Here is a 20,693-nt window from a genome sequence, read left to right on the forward strand (position 1 = left end):
ACAGGTATCAACGAGATACCTGTTTAAATCATTAGAAAATTAAATTTCTTGGCGTACGAGGATATGGCTGTACATCACGAATGTTAGCTACACCACTTAAATACATCAACATACGATCAAATCCTAAACCAAATCCAGAATGTTTACATCCTCCAAAACGACGTAAATCCAAATACCATTGTAGAGTTTCTTGTTCCATTCCCATTTCTTTCATACGATTTACTAATACATCATAACGTTCTTCACGTTGTGATCCACCAACTAATTCTCCAACATATGGAACTAACAAGTCACATGCCGCAACAGTTTTGTTGTCATCATTTATACGCATATAGAAAGCTTTGATATCCTTTGGATAATCCGTTAAGAACACCGGACCATTTACTACTTTTTCACAAATATAACGCTCATGCTCACTTTGTAGATCCATACCCCAGAAAATATCTTGGTTTTCAAATTGATCTTTCGCTTTTTCTAAATATTCGATTGCCTTTGTATATGTCATTCTTTCAAAACTAGAATTAGCCACATGTGTTACACGCTTAATACATTCTTTATCAATCATAGACGCAAAGAATTCCATTTCTTCTTTAGCATGTTCTAAACAATAGTTGATACAATACTTGATCATTTCCTCAATACAATCCATGTTATCTGCTAGATCGGCAAATGCAAGTTCTGGTTCGATCATCCAGAATTCAGAAGCATGACGAGTTGTATTTGAATTTTCTGCACGGAAAGTAGGACCAAATGTATAAACATTACGATATGCTAAGGCAAAAGGTTCAACATGCAATTGTCCAGATACTGTTAATTGTGCATGTTTTCCAAAGAAATCCTTATCATATTTTGCATCTTCACGCGTTGTAACGGTAAAACATTCTCCAGCACCTTCCGCATCATTACCAGTGATTTCTGGTGTGTTTACATAAACAAATCCGCGATCCTGGAAGAATGTATGAATAGCCATACTTAAAACACTTCTTAATCTAAACATCGCATAATATGTATTTGCACGAGGACGTACATGAGGAATTTCACGCATAAATTCAAAGCTGTGACGTTTCTTTTGTAAAGGATAATCATGATCACATAATCCTAAAACACAAACATTTTCAGCTTGAATTTCAAATGGCTGTTTTGCATCTGGAGTACATACTAATTTACCTGTTACTTCCATTGCAGAACCAGTTGTAATTTTAGATACCTCATCAAAATTTTCTAAATTTTCTCCATATACAACTTGGACATTTGAAAAAGTTGTTCCATCATTCAATGCAATAAAACCAACTGCCTTTGAGTTACGATTTGTACGAACCCAACCCTGCAAAGTTACACTTTGTCCATCGTACTGTTCAAAAGTTTCTTTTAATTTTTTTACTAACATAGTTTCTCCCTTCAAAATAAAAAAAACGCCCCTTAATAATTAAGGAACGATTATAACCGCGGTACCATCCTGTTTCATCACACGCATGTATGCACTCAATTGGAATTTAACGCATTCCACACGTCACTGTCTACTTAATTTCTCCAGTACGACTCCACAGGTGTTATCTATCCAAACTTACATTATCCTTTTTCACCCACTAGGACTCTCTTCTAAATGTTTGTTTCGGACGACTTCTATTTCTGCGTCTTTGTTTCTAATGAATTTGTAATAAATACCAATTCTTGTATAGATGATACCACATCAATACTTTTTATGACAACCCCTTTTGGAACCAAAAAATGCTGATGCGTAAAATCTACTATGCCACTGATTCCACACTGAACCAATTTATCTACCGTTTCTTGTACATCATGTGAAATTGTTAAAATGGCAATACGACATCCTTCTGGAATCTTATTCTCCAATTCGGACACTGGATATACTTCGACACCAAATTGAGTTCCACATTTTTTCGGATCCACATCAAAGGCACATGCAATTTCGCCAACTACATAATTCCACTTATTATAATTCATTAATGCACGACCTAAGTTACCTGCACCTACCAATATAATCTTTTCATCAAAATCAACGCCAAGCTGACTATTAAATATTTCAATCAACTTATCCACATCATATCCATAGCCTTGCTTTCCAAGATTGCCTAAAAATGAAAAATCACGTCGAATCGTCGTTGGTTCAATATCAACAAAACTAGATAATTCCTTAGACATAATTCTTTCAACGCCATTTTTTTGTAGCTTACGTAAAGCTTTTAAATACACTGGATATCTTTGTAAAGTCGCTTTGGGCACATTTCTATTCTGCATTTATATCACCCCATGGCTTAATAATAACACATTTGTGATATATTTAACAAGTATAACAAATGAACTTGTGAAAAAAAGTCGATTACTCGACTTTTGTAAAAATACCTTGATCCACTTGTAAAAATGTTGAATCCACCTCTTGTGAAAGCGTTTGAATACGCGAATCATAAAAATATGGAACCCCCTTCTGTTTTGCATAGACAAGCACAACTATCCAAGCAAGCACAAGAAGTATAAATGCAACTTTAAAAGGAATGTGAAATAAAAGCACAAATAACATCAACAATAAAACATATGCCAATGTATCCAACAAAATAAATCTTTGAAATATATTTCTTAATGAATTCTGATAATAATTTCTTTTTCTTGATAAAAAAGCTTTTGTAATGGCATCAATTTCTTCACTAAACTCCAATTTAATGTCATCTGTTTGTTTATCCGTATGCTCTTTTAAAAACACAATTTGTTGCATCCTTAAAAGGCAAAATAACATTCCCTGTTTATTTTTTTCTTTCGAAAATTTTTTATAATACAATTCAGCCAACTTTAAATAATCATTATCCGAAAGTGGTTTAGAAATCATGCTTTGTGCTATAACATCCAAGCGCTCACTTAAAACATCCGAAAACACAAGAATATTATTTTGTGCACGACGCTCAATCTCTTTTAAAGCCCCTAAAAAATGATCAGCCACGATACGCCTTTAGCGCACACGCAATTTGATCCGGACATGACGTTGGTTTATTACCACAAGTTACACCTGTTAATGTATCAATAACTTCGTCTACACTTCTTCCCTTCAACAAACAACCAATACCTTTCAAATTACCATTGCATCCTCCTATGGCTTCAAAACTTTGAATAATTCCATCTTCAATTTCAAAATTGAATTGACGACTACAAACACCTTTTGGTGTATAACTATATTTTCCCATAAAAACCTCCATGAATTCGACTTAACACTTTTTTACATACTACTGCAATTAATATACCACTCACAATGGATAATGCCAAAAGAATTGGCAAAAAAAGTTGCATAAAATATTGTTGATAGATCCAAGTAATCGCGATCACTTGTCCAATATTATGAAAACAAGCTCCAAGTATGCTGACTCCATATATAGAAAACACTTTACTTCTATAGGCAATAATCATCGCAATACAAGCCAAAATCCCACCACTTAACGATAGATAGAATGAAACCGAAAATAATGTTCCTTGCATCAAACTTGATAAAAAAATGCGAAGTAAAGAAACATAAGCCAATGATTTTTCATCATATATATATAGTGCAAACAACCCTGCAATATTCGCAAGACCAATCTTATATCCTGGAACAATCATGAAGATACCTACAAAACTTTCCAATAGCTGCAACAAGATTCCCACCGCAACTAGAAATGCTAGAATTACACTTTTTTTTACATTCATTGTATCACCGTATCCTGACTGGCTTCTTTTTCAATTTTTACCACCGTTTCATTTGGCAAACACACAATTGGAACATTGGCATCCGAAACAAAACCTTGTTTTGAACAATAATGATGCAGGCTCTTTTCTTGAGTGACACGAACCTTTTTTTGTTTGACCTCAATATGCACTTTACCAAGCTTTCCATTCACAACATAAGATTTATCCTTTGATAAATCGATACGCAAAACCTGTTTTTCTTTCACATAGACACTCGCATAGCTATTCACATGTTTAGTAAAAAACAAGGGAACACAAAGAAAAATAGATAAAACCATAATGCATACTATCAATATTTTATCAGCTTTTCTCATTGTACAACCACACTTACATTTTTTGTGACTGCATTTCCAAAACGATCACTAATTTTCACTTGTACATCTTGTGTAGAAGCCGATGACGTATCCACATTCGCTTCAAATGTCACGCCTGATAGATCTGTCGCATGAAAGTATGAATTCCAATCAATATTTTGACCAACACTTATAGTGATTTGACTGACTTCGCTTGCACAAACAGGTGGTGCTGTATCCTTTACCTTGATCACAAACGGATACTCCTTATTCCCGTCTTGAATCGCAAAATCATATTCTCCAACCACCAGATAATCCATACCCGATGTCATAAAACGATTGTTCTTTTTATCTACACCAACACTTTTTGAAACAACTTTTAATCGACTTGAATGAGATGAATCCTTTAAATACAAAGTTGGATTGGCATAAATATCTTTACCAAGTTCAATTGTAAACGTTTGTTTCTTTAACTGAACCCCCATTGAACATGCACATAATAAGAAAGATAAAACTACAACCCCTATTTTTTTAAACATCTAAATCCTCCTTGAGATCTTTAGCCATCTGCTTCACCTTAGCCAAACGATGTTTCATACCTGACTTTGAAATATCTTCACCAAATTCATTTTTACATTCCAAACACAATTCATTCAAATTTGCTTCTGGATACATCTTTCGAATTTGCATCGCATGCATAATCTTTTCTGGAATCACAATATTTTTTGCGTTACTTTCCAAAAATTCAATCGCCTCTAATTGTGATTTTGCCGCTTTCAAGCTTTTCACTTCATTGGCCACTTCACAATTATCTAAACGCGTGATCTGATTGTAAAAATCTCTTTGTATTCTAGAATCTTCGAATTCAAACAACGCATTCGAAGCATTACACAAGCGCAAAAAATCAGCAATTTTATCTCCAGCCTTTATATATACGACATATAAACTTTTTCTTTCAATTACTTTTGCAGGCAAATAAAAACGCTGCATCAATTTTTGAACACTCAATGCCAAATCCTTTTCCTGACTAGACATCTCTAAATGATAGTTACTCGACTTAGGTGAATTGATACTGCCACTTGCCAAAAAACATCCTTGAAGATAGGCTCTAGCCATCTTTTCTGAACGCACCATTTTCACACTTGGCGTATATCGTAAACCTGAATCCGTAAGAATTTGAAGGTCTTCCAAAATTTCCTGTGCCTTATCAAAAACTTGAATACGATATATATTGTTTTTCTTTAACTGCATTTTTTTCAATACAGATAGACGCGGATCCACATTATATAATGTTTTCATAATTTGAAATACATGTTTAGCAATCGTTGCATTTTCAGTCTGAAAAGATAAATACATACCTTGCCAGTTCATATGTAAACTTGCTCGCATTTGAAAAAGGGCACATAATTGTGCCTTCATCATTTGAGCATCGATTTCTTCTTTACAAATTTCCTTTTTGATTTCGCTAGTAAAGGACAAGTCTATACCCCCTTGATTAGTTCCTCAACAACTTGTTTAACCGCCATTGGATTATGACGAATACGTCCTTTTGAGTCCAAGGCCAACAAATCTCTTTGTATAATAGCATAGTCCGTTGCCTCATTTCCAATACAAATTGGATAACTCTTTTGTGAAGCATACATATCCAATACTTTCTTTGGTAACTTTGATTGATTCACAACAACTAAATCCACCGGATGTTTAAACGAATGCTTTTCAATTGCACGAATATGATCTTGTACAGTATAGCCATCTGTTTCTCCAGGTTGCGACATCGCATTACAGAAATAAATCTTTTTACAAGGATTCTTTTCTATTGCTTTAGATATATCTGAAATAATCAAGTTTGGCATAATCGAAGTATATAACGATCCAATTCCATATATAATTAAATCTGCATTTTCAATCGCATCAATAGCCGGCTTGTAAGCTTTAACATCCGTTTGATAGAACACATGATCAATACTATTGTATACAGTTGGAATATTTTTTTCGCCACGAACCAAAGTCCCATCCTTCATCATGGCATACAAAGTGACAACATCTAATGTACTCGGCAAAATATTTCCTTTCACATTTAAAACTCTTGAAATAGATTCAATAGCACCCATAAAAGAGCCTGTCGTGTTGATCATAGCCAAAAAGATCAAATTTCCTAGATTATGTCCACCAATGTCTTTGCTACCTTCAAAACGATAATTTAATAAATCCGAAAAGAAACCCTCATCTTCTTCATCGGCCATCGCACACAAAACATGTCGTATATCTCCAACTGCAGGTACATTGTAAATATCTCGAATTCTTCCTGTACTACCACCGTCATCCGCAACCGTAACAACAGCCGTTAAATCCACATTTTCCAATCGTTTCATGCCTTTCAACATGCTGGATAGACCTGTACCTCCACCAATCACAACTATCTTTTTCATTCTTCATCCACTCCAATATCGCGATGTGATTTAAAACAACGATATGTATCTTTATATGTGTCATATAACCAATTACAAATAGAAACCGAACGATGTTGTCCACCTGTACAACCTATCGCAACAATCATATGTGACTTATTTTGTTTCTCATATTGATTAAATACAAAATCACAATAATTTTTTAGATGAACAATAAATTCCTGTGTTTCTGTTTTATTCATAACATAATCATAAACTTCTTTTTGATTTCCTGTTTTTTCTCTCAACAAAGGATCATAGAATGGATTGGGTAAGAAACGAACATCAATAACCATATCTGCATCTAATGGCACCCCGTGCTTAAATCCAAAAGATTGAAATGTTACTGTAAATACACTTCGTTTTGCACTTTTAAAACGATGTAAAACACGACTTGCTAAAGCTGAAGTACTTAATTTTGTCGTATCAATATGAATGGTATTCTGTGAATTTTCTTGTAGATGATCCAAAAAATCACGTTCAACTTCAATCGCATCCTCTAATGTCGTAGCTAAATGATTTACAATCATTGGGTGTTGTCTTCTTGTAAAGCGATAGCGCAACAACAATTCTTCATCACTACAATCCAAAAATAAAATTTGTAGTTCTCTATTTATATTCTCAAAATAACTGACAAAAGCTTGATAATCTATTGCACTCACACTTAATGCCACATTTTTATAATGCGTCTCATCTTTTCTTAATAATTCTTCTAAATTATCTAGTAATTCCTTAGGAAAATTATCCATACAATAATACCCTAAATCTTCCAAGGCATTCATAGCACTTGATTTACCTGCACCTGACATTCCAGTCACAAGAACAATTTTATTTTCCATAATCTCACATCCTTTTTTAAATTATATCAACATTTGAACTTGAGTACAATTTTGACTATCATATTAACAGGAGGACCACTTATGAAACCTTGTATATTTTTAGATATTGATGGTGTCATCAATCCAAACCGAAAAAGCACTACATATCGTTTTGATTATAGTTTACCAAATACTCTAGCCAAAAAATTAAATCATCCTAAAATCGCAAATTTAAATATATATTTAGTCAATCAAGTCTATTATTGTTTTTCAAAAGAAAGTATCGATTATTTGAAACAATTAATTGAAAAATACAACGCACAAATTGTCATCACAAGCTCTTGGAGAATTGTATACTCCCTTGATCAGCTACAAACTATGTTTGATATTTTTGGCTTAGGAAAGTACATAAAGGCAACTACATCTTTAATTTCACCACGTACAAAGGCAATCCAAGAATTTATAAATGAACATAACATCATAAGCTATATCATCTTAGATGATTTTGACATGACCAATGTTTTTGATTATCATTTTATCTATGTTCACAATTATTTTAATGAACAAGATTTTAAAAAAGCGGATTACGCATTATTCATCCAAGAAAGGAAGCCTTCCATTTGAAAAAATTCATCTTCACTATTCTTACAATCTGTAACATGATGCTCATATTTTATTTTTCAAATCAAAATGCAGAGCAATCCACACAAACAAGTGCTTGGTTTTTACAATTTTTGCCTGTTTCAATGCACTTCATTCGTAAGCTAGCCCATTTTACAATCTATGCCTTGCTTGGTTATAATACACTCTACATGTATAAAAACTACAATGTTAAACGCTATGCATTGATTGCACTTTTAACTTGCATTCTTTATGCGTGTAGTGATGAATGGCATCAATCTTTTGTTTCGGGAAGAAGTCCACAAATCACAGATATTTGTATTGATACAATTGGAGCTTTAAGTATGATTCTTTTAAATCTTTCAATAATAAGAAGAAAGCGGTAAAGTATAAATTCTACCGCTCTCTTTTTTATTTCTTATATGTTTTATCCATAAACTTTTGTGCATCTACCACAAAACGACTGTGCACACCTTTTCCAATCGATTTTCCATCTTGGAAAGCCTGCACTTCATAATCTATTTTGCGACCCTCCACATGTACCATTTTAGCTTCAATTGTGATTGTTTGACCTAGTGGACTTGCCATATCGTGTGATACATTCATAGAAATACCTACACTTGTTTTGCCTTGGTCTAAATCAAGACATAAACAGGCTGCTTCTTCCATCCACGCAATCATTTGTGGTGTAGCTAAGACATCTAATGAACCACTTTTCATAACAGATGCCAAATTTTGTTGTTCAACAACACGTTGAATTCGAATCGTTTTTAATTCCATGTTCAATATCCTCCTTTGATATATTAATCCATTGTTAAAATATTGACAATGAATTTCATTCCTATGCTAAAATAATATAAGAAATGTATATTCATTTCAAAATAGAAAGTAGGTCTTTATATGTATTCTAAACAGGAACAAAACCTGATTCTCTATCAAAAAGCTAAACAAAAAATAACTATACATTTAATTTTATATTTTGCCATATTATGTATATACTTCTTTTTAATGGCATATTTATTTTCTAACATAAACTTTTTAAAGGTTGATGATCCTTCTTTTCACTCCATGTTATTAAAGCTAACAGCTGGACAATTAATATTATATGGCATCACCTTTGTTCTTCTTTCTTTAGGCAACAAATGGTTTCGCATACTTTATTGGATCGATTTAGTTATCACACTTTTATTGATTTATTTTCCAATCCATTTACTATTATCCAACCTTAAAAATATTCTTCCATTTTTTATCCTTATTGCTTGCATGTTACTGAAAACAGTTGCATTGAGCCAAATTGGAGGATATTTAAAAAACAATCGTTGGTGTAAGATTTATTATGATCACACCATTGAATTAGATGATGAAGATGATGATTGGGTTGAAAAACAAACAAAAAATGTAGACTACAATAAAATCAAAGAAAAATACGCAAAAGAAATGGAACAAGATGAACAAGACGATGAAGATGAATATGAAACGGAAAAAGCGCCTATGACTTTACCTCAATTATCCGTTCGTTTAGGTATTATTATTTATGGAGAGTTGATTTTATTTCCAATTTTAATTCAAATCTTTTCAAATCTTTTTGAAAGTATGGATATGCAAAAGGTATTTGCGACAAAAGATATCTTTGTACTCTGTATATTTACTGCATTCATATGGACAATTCCATTATTCTATATGTACTACAATCATAAATATACAAAGAAGATTATTGCCTGTTGTATGCTTGGTGAAATCATCCGCATTCTAGTTTATTTACCTACTTTTATGAAATACTACAATTCCCATGAATATTCTATTCGCGTATTTGTATTCTTCATTCTAATCGATTTCATTCGCTTACTGATTTTATTTGTATTTGCTATTCACGTTCTGAAATCTGAACAAGAATATGCACCAAGCCCCAGAAATTAACTTTCTGGGGCTTCTTTTACAATAATCGGTAATTCAACCGTAATTTTAGTTCCTATATCTTCTTTTGAAGTTAAATGAATATCACCCTTATAATAATAAACAACATGTTTTACAATCGATAATCCAAGTCCTGTTCCAGGTATCGTTTTAGAACGTTGTTTATCTACGCGATAGAAGCGTTGAAAAATTCGATCTTGATCTTTATTTGGAATTCCAATACCCGTATCCTCTACACTAAAATACATATTTTTTTGATTCTTTTTCAGCACAATATCAATACGTCCATTCACCTTATTATATTTGATCGCATTTGAAATCAAATTATAAAAGATACCTTTAATATGATCCATACTCGCAAATACTGTAAATTCTGTCGCATTCACATACACTTTTAGGTCCATTTTTTTAATTTGTGGTCTTAAAGTTTCTACAACTGAATCTAATAATTTCTTTGCATGAATATGTGAATATGTCACTTGCATTTCTTCAGTTTCTAATTTAGAAATCGTTAAAATATCATTAATCAACTGCGTCATATGATCACTTTCTTTTAATACACAATCCAAACACGTATCAATTTGATTACTATCTTGAATTGTATGTGAACGAATCAACTCCGTATATCCTCGAATCGAAGTCAATGGCGTTTTCAACTCATGACTGGCATTACTAAAGAATTCCTGACGAACCTTTTTTTCTTTTTCCAATCTTTCCAAATACTTTTTATTTTCTTTCGACATATTTGTCAGAGCATTTGTGATTTTATAAAGTTCTGGATAATTATATGTATTAAAAGTTAAAACATCTTCTGAAATGTTCGTTGAATTAATTGTATTTGTGATATCTTGAAATGGTTCAACAATTTCATCAGCCATTTTCTTTGATAAAATAAATACAACCATAAACGATACACATATACTAAAAATAAAAGGCGCTAATAAAATTGAAATAGATTGACTCAATCCATCAAAAGGCATGGCTAAACGAACAATTGTTTGATTATCATCTTCATAATCTGCCACATATAAATAAGATCTCTGCATGGTATTCGAATGACGAATACATGTACCAGTACCTTCTTCTAAAGCTTGTTTAACTTCTTCACGTTGTAAATGCTTTTCTCTGATCTTATCTTTGTAGTTATCATATAAAACTTTACCATTTCGCTTAATAATTGTGATACGAATATCTTCCGATTTAAATGTATCTCCTAAACGAGTCGTGTTTAAATCATCAATTTCTAGATTTTTTACAAGCTTCACTGTATTCATCAAATATTGCCTATCTTGTGAAATGGATGCTTTATACAAACTTACATAAAGTAAACCAAAGCCAAGAAGAAACGTGATTAAAAATGTAATCAAGAAAGAGCGAACAATTTTCTTATGCATCGTTATCCCCAGATACTAAACGATAGCCCACCTGTCTTACAGATTGAATCCAATGTGCATATTCATTGCCTAATTTTTTTCGTAATGAATTAATATGTACATCTAATGTTCTACTTTCGCCGATAAAATCATATCCCCATATTTGGTTGATCAACTCTTCACGAGAAACAGCTCGACCTTCATTTTTAGCTAAATATTTTAGAAGTTCAAATTCTTTATATGTTAATTCAACAGGCTCTTCACGAATCGTTACAATGCGTTTATCCAAATCTATACATAAACCGTGAATCTGAATCAAGCGTTCATCTTTTTTACTTCTTCTAAGCAAAGAACGAATTCTTGCTGCGAGTTCTAAAACACTGAAAGGTTTTGTCAAATAGTCATCCGCTCCTAGATCTAATCCCATAATTTTATCTAATTCTTTATCTTTTGCACTTAAAATAATTACTGGTAAATCTTTTAAAGATGCTTTTGAACGAATAAACTTTAAGATATCATACCCATTCATACCTGGAAGCATTAAATCTAGAATAGCTAAATCAACTTTATTGTCTTGAAGATAATCATATGCATCTTTTCCATTCTCAAAATCAACTAACTCATAATTAAAACTAGCCAGTGTTAATTTTAATAACTGACGAATATTTTCATCATCTTCTACAATTAAAACTCTTTCCATATCATCAACCTCTTTTTTGTCATTTTATCACGATTGCAAATAAAAAAGGAGTAAAGTTTATTTTACATTACTCCTTATAATCTAAATTATTTTTTTAAAGATGGGTTCCAGTGTTCGTTTGGTTCTAATCCTAAGAAATCACAAACTGTAGCTGCAACATTTGACAATCCTAGATCTTCGCCTTCTTTTAATTCACATTCAGCATTATATACAATGAATGGAACTGGTGCTAATGTGTGGCTAGTCTTACTTTCATCGTCCGCATTACCATGGTCTGCAGTTACTAATAAAATACCATTTACTTTATTTACAGATTCAATAACACGTGCAAGTTCTAAGTCTACAGATTCAACACCAATAATAGTTGCAGGTAAACTTCCAGTATGTCCTACCATGTCACCATTTGGATAGTTTGTACGAATGAAATCATAGTTTCCACTTTCGATTGCTTCACACAATTTGTCAGTGATTTCAGCAGCCTTCATCCAAGGTCTTTGTTCAAATGGAACTACATCACTTGGAATTTCAACATAAGTTTCTAAAGACTCATCAAATTTTTCTGAACGGTTACCATTCCAGAAATAAGTAACGTGTCCATATTTTTGAGTTTCACTAATTGCATATTCACGAATACCATGTTTGCATAATTCTTCAGTCAATGTATATTTGATTTTTGGTGGTTCAGTCAAATAGTTCTTTGGAATTTGTAAGTCTGCATCATATTGTAACATACCTGCAAATTTAACATTTGGAACTTTAACACGATCAAATTTATCAAATGAAGCATCTCCATCAAATGCTAAAGAGATTTCTTGAGCGCGGTCACCACGGAAGTTGAATAATACTACGCTATCACCATCATCGATAGTACCTACTGGAGTACCATCTTTTGCGATGACAAATCCTGGAAGATCTTGGTCAACAACATTTAATTCTTTACGATAAGTTTCAATAGCTTCTGTAGTTGAAGCAAATTGTCTTCCTTCACCCATTACGTGAATCTTCCATCCACGTTCAACCATAGACCAGTCAGCTTCATAACGGTCCATTGTGATTTGCATACGTCCACCACCACTAGCAATACATGCGTGGAAGTTGTCGTCATTTAATTCTGCCATAAATGATTCAATATCATTTACATATTCTAAAGCGGAAGTTGCAGGAACATCACGTCCATCAAGTAATGCATGAACACGAACTTCTTTAATACCTTCATTTTTAGATTCTTTAATCAAAGCCTTTAAGTGAGAAATATTAGAGTGTACGTTTCCATCACTTAAAAGACCGATGAAATGCATTTTGCTGCCTTTTGCATTTTCAGCTAAATCCTTCCAAGTTTTAGAATTGAAGATTTCTTTAGACTCAATATTTTCATTAACTAATTTAGCTCCTTGAGAGTAAATTTGTCCACAACCTAATGCGTTGTGTCCAACTTCTGAGTTACCCATATCTGAATCTGTAGGAAGTCCTACTGCAAGTCCATGAGCACGAAGTTGTGTATGTGGACATTCTGCCCACAATTTATCAAGTGTTGGTTTGTTGGCTAATGCAACCGCATTGTTCTTCTTATCTTCACGAATACCAATACCGTCCATAACAACCAAAATTACTGGTCTTTTTTCCATTGTATTTTTCCTCCATTAATCGATAATAATATAACACTAACTAGGCCTTTTTTCAATGAACTCGTCTCAACAAATGAATTTTTTCACAAAAAGAAAAAGCCGCTTAACGGCTTTGATAACGAGATAAAAACTGTTGCGTTCTTTCTTGTTGAGGATGCTCGAACAATTGTTCTGGACTTCCCTGTTCAGCAATAACACCTTTATCCATAAAAATAACACGGTCACTGACTTCTCTGGCAAACTGCATTTCATGTGTAACGATAACCATCGTCAAACCTTCATTGGCTAGCTTTTTCATAACATCCAAAACATCACCAACCATTTCTGGGTCTAGTGCACTAGTTGGCTCATCAAATAGTAACACTTCAGGATCCATGCATAGAGCACGCGCAATCGCAACACGCTGTTTTTGTCCACCCGAAAGTTTAGTGCTTGGCTTATTCGCAAACTCTTTCATTCCTACTTCATCTAAGAATTTTAAAGCTGTAGCTTTTGCTTCTTCTTTTGATTTCTTTAAGACACGAATCTGACCTAACATACAATTTTCTAATACTGTCAAATTATTGAATAAGTTAAAACTTTGAAACACCATTCCAACCTTAGAACGATATTCATTCACATCCATTTGACCACTAAGGATGTCTTTACCATGATATAATACATGACCTCCATCCATTCTTTCTAACAAGTTTACACATCTTAACATTGTACTCTTACCAGATCCACTCGACCCAATGATAGTAACCACTTCTCCTTTATGAATATCGAAATCCACATCGTTCAATACCTTAAGATTTCCAAAATGTTTCTGGAGATGTTGAATTTGAATAATTGTTTCCATATATACCCTCCTAGCTACAGAAATCTTTCATGCTGCCTTCGCTATCCATTCTTTTTTCAAGATAATTCAACAAGAAAGAAGCAAGTGTTGTTAAAATTAAATATAAAATAGCTGAAACTAAAAATGTTTCCATAACACGATAGTTACTTCCTGCAACTGAAGTTGTCTGGAAATATAGTTCGGTTACGGTAATAACATTTAACATAGAACTATCCTTAATATTTACAATCAATTGATTTCCTATAGAAGGAAATGAATTTTTAATGGCCTGAGGAAATACAACATACATCAAAGTTTGCATCGTTGTCATACCTAAAGACATAGCGGCTTCATTTTGGCCTTTATCCACAGACTGAATTCCAGAACGAATAATTTCAGCCATATAAGCACCTGTATTGATTGAAATAATAATTAAACCTGCTGTAATCGGAGTCCATCCAATAACAGGTTTTCCTGCATAATAAATAAACATAGCTTGAACCATCATTGGTGTACCTCTAAATATCCAGATATACAAGCCAGTAATAATTCTACCAATATTCTTTAAAACTTTAATCACTGTTGAATCATATTCATTGATTTCAATCGCACGAATGCCGCCGACTAATAAGCCGACGACAAATCCTGCAAAAGTACCAACAAAAGCAAACAACAAAGTCATCTCAATTCCATATTGAAAAAGAGGTATGTTACGAACAAAGATGTTCCAAGTCTTCGCAATATCAATACGCATAATTAATCCTCTGTTGGTTGGTGTTCAACTGCGTATTCCATCATTTCTTCACGTTCTTCATCACTAATACTATCTAATGCTTTTTGAACCTTTTTGAAGAATTTTGAATCACGAGAACCTTCTTTTAATGCGATTGAAACAGTTGTATCACAATCAAATCCATGTCCATCTGCAAATTGAACGACTGCTAAGTCTGGGTTAGCTTCTACCACACCTTTGGCAACTGCCATTTCAGCAGTAATTCCATCCACTTCGTGTTGTTGTAAAGCCAATACCATTTCTGGATAAGTAGCCTTTGGTGTTACGTGATTTACACCTTTGATTTGATCAATAACTGAGTCATAGTTTGTTGCTTTTTGACCAACAATGTTCTTTCCAGTAAATTGTTGAATATCTGTATATCCAGCTTCTTCACTATCTTTACGAACAATCATGATCATTCCCTTTGAATCATAATATGGAGTTGTGAAGTCAGCTCCTTCTTCACGATCTTTATCTTTAGTCATACCGGCGATGATCGCATCGATTTCATCACCTTCTAAAGCTGGAATCAATCCATCCCATGCAGTTTTCTTAATGACTAATTTCTTTCCTAATTTTTTCGCAATCTTTTTAGCGACTTGCACATCATATCCATCCGCATAACCAGCTTTACCCAATTTTACAGAAGTATCTGTTTTTTCAGATGTTTGCCAGTTAAATGGAGCATATCCACATTCCATTCCAACGACAAATGTGTCCTTATCTTCTGATGTTGTAGCTGTGTTTGATGCACAACCAGTTAGTGCAAAAGTACATACCATGGCAGATGCCATTAATTTTTTAAAGTTCATATTTCTTTTTCTCCTTCTCTAATCGGCAAAGAATAGAAAAAAGCTATGCGGGCATACCACATAGCTAAAAAACAATCTCATTAACTATAAGATAACGCCTCTTCCTGACGAAGGAGTGTTATAAGTATTCCTTATAACCCCAAGAAATAAAATTGCCATTTTACTTCTTTCGGCATTGGTTACCTTTCAAACACTTCACAGTCTGCCAACTCCATGTTTTACTCTGATGCAATGCTGCCTCTATCTTTACTCGATTCACTTTATAGTGCTTATTATACTCAACATATACATAGTGTCAAGAAAGAAATTACATTTTTTCATAAATTTGTAAATATTTTCACGGCTTCTTTAAGCTTCTTTTAAGTTTTTAGAACTATTCTATATACAGAAATAAACAGTAATCAACCCAATACATATAACCCTTTCCTAATAAAAAGCTGTTTATTTCATATATTCCTATTTCTTTGGTGAGTCACAATAATAGACTCACCCCTTTTTTTTGAACAAGAAAAAAAGAAAAGAATCAATCTTTTCTCTTAATGCGTTTCTCCAGAAACCACTTTAATATCCGTATCACTCTCTAACATAGCTTCTACAGACAATTCAATAGCTTTGGCAATATCTTTTAAATTCATTCCAGGAGTTCCTGCAGGTTGATTCACTGTTTGTTCAGTCGCAAAAGGTACATGCATAAAGCCACCTTTTACATCTTTAAATTCTGTATGACAATAATGCAATACAGAGTACATCACATCGTTACAAACATAAGTACCTGCTGTATAACTAACACTTGCAGGAATTCCATTTTCTTTCATTTTCTCAACCATTCTAAACACAGGAAGCATTGTAAAATAAGCTTCTGGCCCATTTTCTACAACACTTGTTTGCATTGGTTGATTGCCTTCATTGTCGGCAATTCTTGCATTTCTAAAGTTAATACCCACCCATTCTGGTGTGACTTGACTTCTTCCTCCTGCTTGACCAATACACAATACATAATCTGGTTTAGAAGATTGAATTTCTTCATAAACTGCATCCGGTCCCTTTTGAAATACTGTAGGAATTTCTTTCTTAATAATTTTTGCCCCACTAATTTCATCCGGCAATAATTTAACAGCTTCATAAGCTGGATTGATTGTTTCTCCTCCAAAAGGATCAAATCCTGTAATCAATACTTTTTTCATAACATTTCATCTCCTATGACATCATGATCATCATGACAATTTGTACAACTAACATAACCACGGCAACAAGTACTTGTTTTTTAATGACACCATTTTTATCTTTCATTTCTAGAATTGCGACTGGCACTATATTAAAGTTAGCTGCCATTGGCGTACATAGTGTACCACAATATCCACAAGTTAAAGCTAAAGATCCAATCACTACTGGATCTGCTCCATATTTAAGCACAAAAGGAGCCCCAATCCCAACTGTCATTACGGTAATTGCCGCAAAAGCATTTCCCATGATCATGGTAAATACTGCCATGCCAATCGCATAAACAATAATTCCAATTGTAACATTGCCTGCAGGAATAATATTAGATACTAAACTAGAAATGACATCTCCTACACCGGCTGCAGTAAATACAGCTCCTAAAGCAGCAAGTAACATTGGAAGCATGCTTAATGGTCCAACCACATCCATCATTCTTCGACAATCTTTTAAGAAGACACTTGGTGTATTTGATTTTGAATAGATACGCAAAATGATCATAGCTACAAAAACACCAACACTCATTCCAACTAGTGGTGAAATCTTAGTAAAGAAAGCTGCAAGTAATGCAAACAAACCAATACATACAGCTGGAAAAAATACTTTTGCGCCAATCTTCTTGTTGTTTTGTTCCATCTCTTCAAGCGTAGGTTCAGGCTCATTACCTGGTGAAACTTTCTTTAGAATTGGAGGTAAAACCAAGATAATCAACAAGATACCATCAACCAAGGCAGGTAACCATTTACCTAGCACAAACATAATTCCTAGATCAAACCAGAAAACAAATGAACCAACACTGTTTTTATTTTCTTTATCTTTTAGATTTTTAAAGGCAACATACATAGAAATCAATCCAATAATACAATACATGACTTCTAATAGTTTTTCTGAAAGTGTAACATCTACACTCGTATAAAATTGAATTGGATTCATTATTTAGTCTCCTTTCTAGATAATTGTTTATCTTTAAGATAGTAATACACAATCGCAACAGCTACGGCAATAATTGCCACCGGAATTTGCACTTTCATTAAATCGACCAATTCAACATTGTATCCTAAGCCAGCTAATGTAGATTGCACTAAAATCATTCCACTTGTTCCTACAAACAAAACTTGTCCAAAGAACCATGCGATATTTTCCATACCACTTGCCATTCCTTTTAAGTTTTCTTCATACTTTTCACTGATCTTTTTACCATTTTTCTTAGCTGCAGCACTCGCCATAGGCAATACAATAGGACGAACAAATCCGGCTACGCCACCAAAGCTTACATTAAATGCCGCAAAAACCAATCTAAACACCCCATAAATCGCAAGAACAACACCGGCTGATGCATTTTTAAATTTCTTCATTAAATTAGCTGCTGCTTGTTTTAAACCATTTCTTTCCAGAGTTCCCGTAACAACCATGACCATCACAAATACACACATACTGCGGTTAGCGACAAAACTAGATCCAAGTGTTTCCAAGAAAGTAACAGGATCCATACCTGCAACAAGTGCAGTCACAATAGCGGCAATCATAATAATCAAAATCGAATCCAATTTTAATACAAATCCGATTACGACAATTAGAATACCTAATAATTTCAATAATTCCATACTCTTTCATTCTCTCTTTCATATTTCTTACAGAAATTTACATTCGAAATTATATCATATTCTTCAAGAAAAACAAAAAAAATGGATCATTGATCCATTCACAACACTTCTTTATAAACTCTTAATACATTTTTATAGAAGATTTTTTCCACTTCTTCTTGTGTAAGACCCGCCTTATATAAAGCTTCTTCTAATAAATTCATCATAGAAGCATTTTCAATTTCTAAAGGACATGAAATACCATCAAAATCTGTACCTAATCCAATCACATCGATTCCTGCTAAGTCTTTGATGTAAAGAATATGTTTGACCATATCGTCTACACAACTCTTGTGATCATCACGATCTGCCAAGAAACTGCCACAGAAATTAAGTCCCATGACACCACCACGTTTTGCCAATTGAAGAATCATATCATCACTCATATTACGTGCTACATTACATACATTTCTTGCGTTTGAATGTGATGCCACAAATGGTTTTGTCGTATATTTCAATACATCATAGAAACCAGCATCATTTAAGTGAGAAACATCAATGATCATACCAAGTCTTTCCATTTCTTTCACATATGAAATACCAAACTCTGTCAATCCTCTTTCTGTATCTACACTACGCTTATAGTTAGGTCGATTTCCATTCATATCTTTCATAGAAAGGTTTGGATAACCAATTCCGTTCTCATAATTCCATGTTAAGGCAATCATTCTTACACCCATGCGATAGTAGTTTCTTAACATAGCTAAATCACTAAAACAAACACCACCATCTTCTAAAGTTAATAAACTTGATAATTTTCCTTCTTTATCATTCTTCTCAATATCACTAAACGTATATACAGGGGCAATATAATCTGCATACTTATCCATTTGTGTACAATATTCATCATACAAACGCATTGTTTGTTGTTCAGGAATAGCTAGTTCTTTTTGATCAGTAAAAAGTGCAAAATTCTGTAATAAATAATTACCCTTTTTCATTTTTTCTAAATCAATTGACAAATCATTCGAATATAAACTTGCCTCTTTCCCTTTTAAATCACGACTCAATAATTCTAGAATCGTATCACAATGCATATCGACTACTCTCATTTTTATAACTCCTTTAACCACTCTATACAGCCATCTTCATAACATGATGGAACAATTTTATTTGCGACTTTTTTACATGCTTCACAACCATTTTCAAGTGTTACACCTAAGCCAGATGCTTCTAAGACAGGTGCATCACTTAATCCATCTCCTATGGAACTGACATCTTTCCAAGAGATTTCAAGATTCTTCAACAAGCGGTTCACACTATTCAACTTTTCGCAATCCTTATGAATAATATCAATCATCGTATCTGTACTATGCACAACTTTTACATTACAATTTGATTCAATCCTTGATTTCATTTCATCATAAATCGAATCAATTCGTGATTTTGTATCTGATATAGACACTTTCCACACAGAATTCTTTAAATATTTTTCCATGTGATTCGTTAAAATGTAATCCACATCACAATTGTGCATATCCAATTCAAACCCATATGTCATTTTATTAGCCACAAAATAATCGGGTTGACTATATCCAACGCCTAAATTATGCTTTTGAGCATATTGCCAAATAAATGAAACATCGTTATTTGAGATTACATACTCAAATATCGTCTTTTTCATTTTCACATCAAAACAATGGGCTCCATTACAACTAATGACATATCCACCAAAATCTTGCATCAAAATCTGCTTAGATAATGGATACACACCTTGAAAGCATCGAGCTGAATTTAATATAACTAAAACATTTTTCTTTTCAACCTCAATCAATGCCTCTTTAACAGCTTCATTCACATAGATTCCACTACTTGGATTCATCAAAGATCCATCTAAGTCACAAACAATTGTCCTAACCATATAGCACTTCCTTTTACTTGTTTAATAGTAATACGAAACGTGTC

The 20,693-nt window shown here is 33.3% G+C and carries 25 protein-coding genes and 1 riboswitch; of the genes, 3 read left to right on the plus strand and 22 right to left on the minus strand.

Annotated elements, in window-relative coordinates:
• Positions 1–31: 31 nt before the first annotated feature.
• From asnS to rapZ, 10 genes are all read right to left on the minus strand, one after another.
• Positions 32–1,387 (minus strand): asparagine--tRNA ligase, encoded by a 1,356-nt coding sequence (gene asnS / locus EUBIFOR_RS09480; RefSeq protein ID WP_003865819.1) that lies wholly within the window; start codon positions 1,385–1,387, stop codon positions 32–34.
• Positions 1,388–1,623: 236 nt separating this feature from the next.
• Positions 1,624–2,259, minus strand: coding sequence for a redox-sensing transcriptional repressor Rex (locus EUBIFOR_RS09485; protein ID WP_003865820.1), 636 nt, complete (start codon positions 2,257–2,259; stop codon positions 1,624–1,626).
• Between the two features lie 82 nt (positions 2,260–2,341).
• The gene (locus EUBIFOR_RS09490; RefSeq protein ID WP_003865821.1) at positions 2,342–2,953 is read right to left on the minus strand and encodes a hypothetical protein; all 612 of its coding nucleotides are present in this window, start codon (positions 2,951–2,953) and stop codon (positions 2,342–2,344) included.
• Complete coding sequence (locus EUBIFOR_RS09495) at positions 2,946–3,194, minus strand: TIGR03905 family TSCPD domain-containing protein (protein WP_040466442.1); 249 nt, start codon at positions 3,192–3,194, stop codon at positions 2,946–2,948. Before EUBIFOR_RS09495 ends, EUBIFOR_RS09490 begins: the two co-directional genes overlap by 8 nt.
• Entirely contained in the window at positions 3,181–3,690 is a 510-nt protein-coding gene (locus tag EUBIFOR_RS09500) for a Gx transporter family protein (RefSeq protein WP_003865823.1), read from the minus strand. Before EUBIFOR_RS09500 ends, EUBIFOR_RS09495 begins: the two co-directional genes overlap by 14 nt.
• Positions 3,687–4,043 (minus strand): NusG domain II-containing protein, encoded by a 357-nt coding sequence (locus tag EUBIFOR_RS09505; RefSeq protein WP_003865824.1) that lies wholly within the window; start codon positions 4,041–4,043, stop codon positions 3,687–3,689. Before EUBIFOR_RS09505 ends, EUBIFOR_RS09500 begins: the two co-directional genes overlap by 4 nt.
• Positions 4,040–4,561 carry a hypothetical protein gene (locus tag EUBIFOR_RS09510; protein ID WP_003865825.1) on the minus strand — a complete coding sequence of 174 codons (522 nt, stop codon included), beginning with the start codon at positions 4,559–4,561 and terminating at the stop codon, positions 4,040–4,042. The genes EUBIFOR_RS09505 and EUBIFOR_RS09510 overlap by 4 nt, the downstream gene beginning before the upstream one ends.
• Complete coding sequence (gene whiA, locus EUBIFOR_RS09515; RefSeq protein ID WP_003865826.1) at positions 4,554–5,501, minus strand: DNA-binding protein WhiA; 948 nt, start codon at positions 5,499–5,501, stop codon at positions 4,554–4,556. The genes EUBIFOR_RS09510 and whiA overlap by 8 nt, the downstream gene beginning before the upstream one ends.
• A gap of 2 nt (positions 5,502–5,503) precedes the next feature.
• The gene (locus EUBIFOR_RS09520) at positions 5,504–6,451 is read right to left on the minus strand and encodes a gluconeogenesis factor YvcK family protein (protein WP_003865827.1); all 948 of its coding nucleotides are present in this window, start codon (positions 6,449–6,451) and stop codon (positions 5,504–5,506) included.
• Positions 6,448–7,308, minus strand: a complete 861-nt coding sequence (gene rapZ, locus EUBIFOR_RS09525) for an RNase adapter RapZ (RefSeq protein WP_003865828.1) — start codon at positions 7,306–7,308, stop codon at positions 6,448–6,450. The genes EUBIFOR_RS09520 and rapZ overlap by 4 nt, the downstream gene beginning before the upstream one ends.
• 81 nt (positions 7,309–7,389) lie before the next feature.
• On the opposite strand from rapZ, the gene EUBIFOR_RS09530 reads away from it, so the two are divergent.
• Positions 7,390–7,911, plus strand: coding sequence for an HAD domain-containing protein (locus EUBIFOR_RS09530; RefSeq protein ID WP_003865829.1), 522 nt, complete (start codon positions 7,390–7,392; stop codon positions 7,909–7,911).
• Positions 7,908–8,294 carry a VanZ family protein gene (locus tag EUBIFOR_RS09535; protein ID WP_050755969.1) on the plus strand — a complete coding sequence of 129 codons (387 nt, stop codon included), beginning with the start codon at positions 7,908–7,910 and terminating at the stop codon, positions 8,292–8,294. The genes EUBIFOR_RS09530 and EUBIFOR_RS09535 overlap by 4 nt, the downstream gene beginning before the upstream one ends.
• Positions 8,295–8,319: 25 nt before the next feature.
• Here the strand turns inward: EUBIFOR_RS09535 and EUBIFOR_RS09540 are convergent, their stop codons facing one another.
• Positions 8,320–8,688, minus strand: a complete 369-nt coding sequence (locus EUBIFOR_RS09540; protein ID WP_003865831.1) for a thioesterase family protein — start codon at positions 8,686–8,688, stop codon at positions 8,320–8,322.
• A 483-nt stretch (positions 8,689–9,171) separates the two neighbouring features.
• On the opposite strand from EUBIFOR_RS09540, the gene EUBIFOR_RS12805 reads away from it, so the two are divergent.
• The gene (locus tag EUBIFOR_RS12805; RefSeq protein ID WP_147587416.1) at positions 9,172–9,825 is read left to right on the plus strand and encodes a hypothetical protein; all 654 of its coding nucleotides are present in this window, start codon (positions 9,172–9,174) and stop codon (positions 9,823–9,825) included.
• Here the strand turns inward: EUBIFOR_RS12805 and EUBIFOR_RS09550 are convergent.
• From EUBIFOR_RS09550 to EUBIFOR_RS09600, 11 genes are all read right to left on the minus strand, one after another.
• Positions 9,822–11,216, minus strand: a complete 1,395-nt coding sequence (locus EUBIFOR_RS09550; protein ID WP_003865833.1) for a sensor histidine kinase — start codon at positions 11,214–11,216, stop codon at positions 9,822–9,824. The two genes, EUBIFOR_RS12805 and EUBIFOR_RS09550, sit on opposite strands and share 4 nt — an antisense overlap.
• The gene (locus EUBIFOR_RS09555) at positions 11,209–11,895 is read right to left on the minus strand and encodes a response regulator transcription factor (RefSeq protein ID WP_003865834.1); all 687 of its coding nucleotides are present in this window, start codon (positions 11,893–11,895) and stop codon (positions 11,209–11,211) included. The genes EUBIFOR_RS09550 and EUBIFOR_RS09555 overlap by 8 nt, the downstream gene beginning before the upstream one ends.
• A gap of 86 nt (positions 11,896–11,981) precedes the next feature.
• Complete coding sequence (gpmI, locus tag EUBIFOR_RS09560) at positions 11,982–13,520, minus strand: 2,3-bisphosphoglycerate-independent phosphoglycerate mutase (RefSeq protein WP_003865835.1); 1,539 nt, start codon at positions 13,518–13,520, stop codon at positions 11,982–11,984.
• A gap of 103 nt (positions 13,521–13,623) precedes the next feature.
• Complete coding sequence (locus tag EUBIFOR_RS09565) at positions 13,624–14,361, minus strand: amino acid ABC transporter ATP-binding protein (protein WP_003865836.1); 738 nt, start codon at positions 14,359–14,361, stop codon at positions 13,624–13,626.
• A gap of 10 nt (positions 14,362–14,371) precedes the next feature.
• Complete coding sequence (locus EUBIFOR_RS09570) at positions 14,372–15,094, minus strand: amino acid ABC transporter permease (RefSeq protein ID WP_003865837.1); 723 nt, start codon at positions 15,092–15,094, stop codon at positions 14,372–14,374.
• A gap of 2 nt (positions 15,095–15,096) precedes the next feature.
• Positions 15,097–15,927 carry a transporter substrate-binding domain-containing protein gene (locus EUBIFOR_RS09575; protein ID WP_003865838.1) on the minus strand — a complete coding sequence of 277 codons (831 nt, stop codon included), beginning with the start codon at positions 15,925–15,927 and terminating at the stop codon, positions 15,097–15,099.
• An 84-nt stretch (positions 15,928–16,011) separates the two neighbouring features.
• Positions 16,012–16,178: riboswitch (Lysine riboswitch) on the minus strand.
• Between the two features lie 285 nt (positions 16,179–16,463).
• The gene (pcp, locus tag EUBIFOR_RS09580) at positions 16,464–17,111 is read right to left on the minus strand and encodes a pyroglutamyl-peptidase I (protein ID WP_003865839.1); all 648 of its coding nucleotides are present in this window, start codon (positions 17,109–17,111) and stop codon (positions 16,464–16,466) included.
• Between the two features lie 13 nt (positions 17,112–17,124).
• Entirely contained in the window at positions 17,125–18,078 is a 954-nt protein-coding gene (locus EUBIFOR_RS09585) for a DUF979 domain-containing protein (RefSeq protein ID WP_003865840.1), read from the minus strand.
• Entirely contained in the window at positions 18,078–18,749 is a 672-nt protein-coding gene (locus tag EUBIFOR_RS09590) for a 5-oxoproline transporter, DUF969 family subunit (protein ID WP_003865841.1), read from the minus strand. The genes EUBIFOR_RS09585 and EUBIFOR_RS09590 overlap by 1 nt, the downstream gene beginning before the upstream one ends.
• A 98-nt stretch (positions 18,750–18,847) precedes the next feature.
• Positions 18,848–19,840 carry a dipeptidase gene (locus tag EUBIFOR_RS09595; RefSeq protein WP_040466444.1) on the minus strand — a complete coding sequence of 331 codons (993 nt, stop codon included), beginning with the start codon at positions 19,838–19,840 and terminating at the stop codon, positions 18,848–18,850.
• 2 nt (positions 19,841–19,842) lie between these two features.
• Entirely contained in the window at positions 19,843–20,649 is an 807-nt protein-coding gene (locus tag EUBIFOR_RS09600) for a Cof-type HAD-IIB family hydrolase (protein WP_003865843.1), read from the minus strand.
• Between the last annotated feature and the right edge of the window lie 44 nt (positions 20,650–20,693).

Origin of the sequence: Holdemanella biformis DSM 3989 (assembly GCF_000156655.1) — a bacterium.
In the GTDB taxonomy this organism is placed as follows: Bacteria; Bacillota_I; Bacilli_A; order Erysipelotrichales; family Erysipelotrichaceae; genus Holdemanella; species Holdemanella biformis.

Coding starts and splice junctions, on each gene's coding strand:
- EUBIFOR_RS09495 (WP_040466442.1), bottom strand. CDS start 3,194: ATGGGAAAATATAGTTATACACCAAAAGGTGTTTGTAGTCGTCAATTC.
- EUBIFOR_RS09540 (WP_003865831.1), bottom strand. CDS start 8,688: ATGGAATTAAAAACGATTCGAATTCAACGTGTTGTTGAACAACAAAAT.
- EUBIFOR_RS09600 (WP_003865843.1), bottom strand. CDS start 20,649: ATGGTTAGGACAATTGTTTGTGACTTAGATGGATCTTTGATGAATCCA.
- EUBIFOR_RS09590 (WP_003865841.1), bottom strand. CDS start 18,749: ATGGAATTATTGAAATTATTAGGTATTCTAATTGTCGTAATCGGATTT.
- EUBIFOR_RS09585 (WP_003865840.1), bottom strand. CDS start 18,078: ATGAATCCAATTCAATTTTATACGAGTGTAGATGTTACACTTTCAGAA.
- EUBIFOR_RS09550 (WP_003865833.1), bottom strand. CDS start 11,216: ATGCATAAGAAAATTGTTCGCTCTTTCTTGATTACATTTTTAATCACG.
- pcp (WP_003865839.1), bottom strand. CDS start 17,111: ATGAAAAAAGTATTGATTACAGGATTTGATCCTTTTGGAGGAGAAACA.
- EUBIFOR_RS09555 (WP_003865834.1), bottom strand. CDS start 11,895: ATGGAAAGAGTTTTAATTGTAGAAGATGATGAAAATATTCGTCAGTTA.
- rapZ (WP_003865828.1), bottom strand. CDS start 7,308: ATGGAAAATAAAATTGTTCTTGTGACTGGAATGTCAGGTGCAGGTAAA.
- EUBIFOR_RS09505 (WP_003865824.1), bottom strand. CDS start 4,043: ATGAGAAAAGCTGATAAAATATTGATAGTATGCATTATGGTTTTATCT.
- EUBIFOR_RS09500 (WP_003865823.1), bottom strand. CDS start 3,690: ATGAATGTAAAAAAAAGTGTAATTCTAGCATTTCTAGTTGCGGTGGGA.
- asnS (WP_003865819.1), bottom strand. CDS start 1,387: ATGTTAGTAAAAAAATTAAAAGAAACTTTTGAACAGTACGATGGACAA.
- gpmI (WP_003865835.1), bottom strand. CDS start 13,520: ATGGAAAAAAGACCAGTAATTTTGGTTGTTATGGACGGTATTGGTATT.
- EUBIFOR_RS09565 (WP_003865836.1), bottom strand. CDS start 14,361: ATGGAAACAATTATTCAAATTCAACATCTCCAGAAACATTTTGGAAAT.
- EUBIFOR_RS09530 (WP_003865829.1), top strand. CDS start 7,390: ATGAAACCTTGTATATTTTTAGATATTGATGGTGTCATCAATCCAAAC.
- EUBIFOR_RS09485 (WP_003865820.1), bottom strand. CDS start 2,259: ATGCAGAATAGAAATGTGCCCAAAGCGACTTTACAAAGATATCCAGTG.
- EUBIFOR_RS09575 (WP_003865838.1), bottom strand. CDS start 15,927: ATGAACTTTAAAAAATTAATGGCATCTGCCATGGTATGTACTTTTGCA.
- EUBIFOR_RS09595 (WP_040466444.1), bottom strand. CDS start 19,840: ATGAGAGTAGTCGATATGCATTGTGATACGATTCTAGAATTATTGAGT.
- EUBIFOR_RS12805 (WP_147587416.1), top strand. CDS start 9,172: ATGTTACTGAAAACAGTTGCATTGAGCCAAATTGGAGGATATTTAAAA.
- EUBIFOR_RS09520 (WP_003865827.1), bottom strand. CDS start 6,451: ATGAAAAAGATAGTTGTGATTGGTGGAGGTACAGGTCTATCCAGCATG.
- EUBIFOR_RS09570 (WP_003865837.1), bottom strand. CDS start 15,094: ATGCGTATTGATATTGCGAAGACTTGGAACATCTTTGTTCGTAACATA.
- EUBIFOR_RS09510 (WP_003865825.1), bottom strand. CDS start 4,561: ATGTTTAAAAAAATAGGGGTTGTAGTTTTATCTTTCTTATTATGTGCA.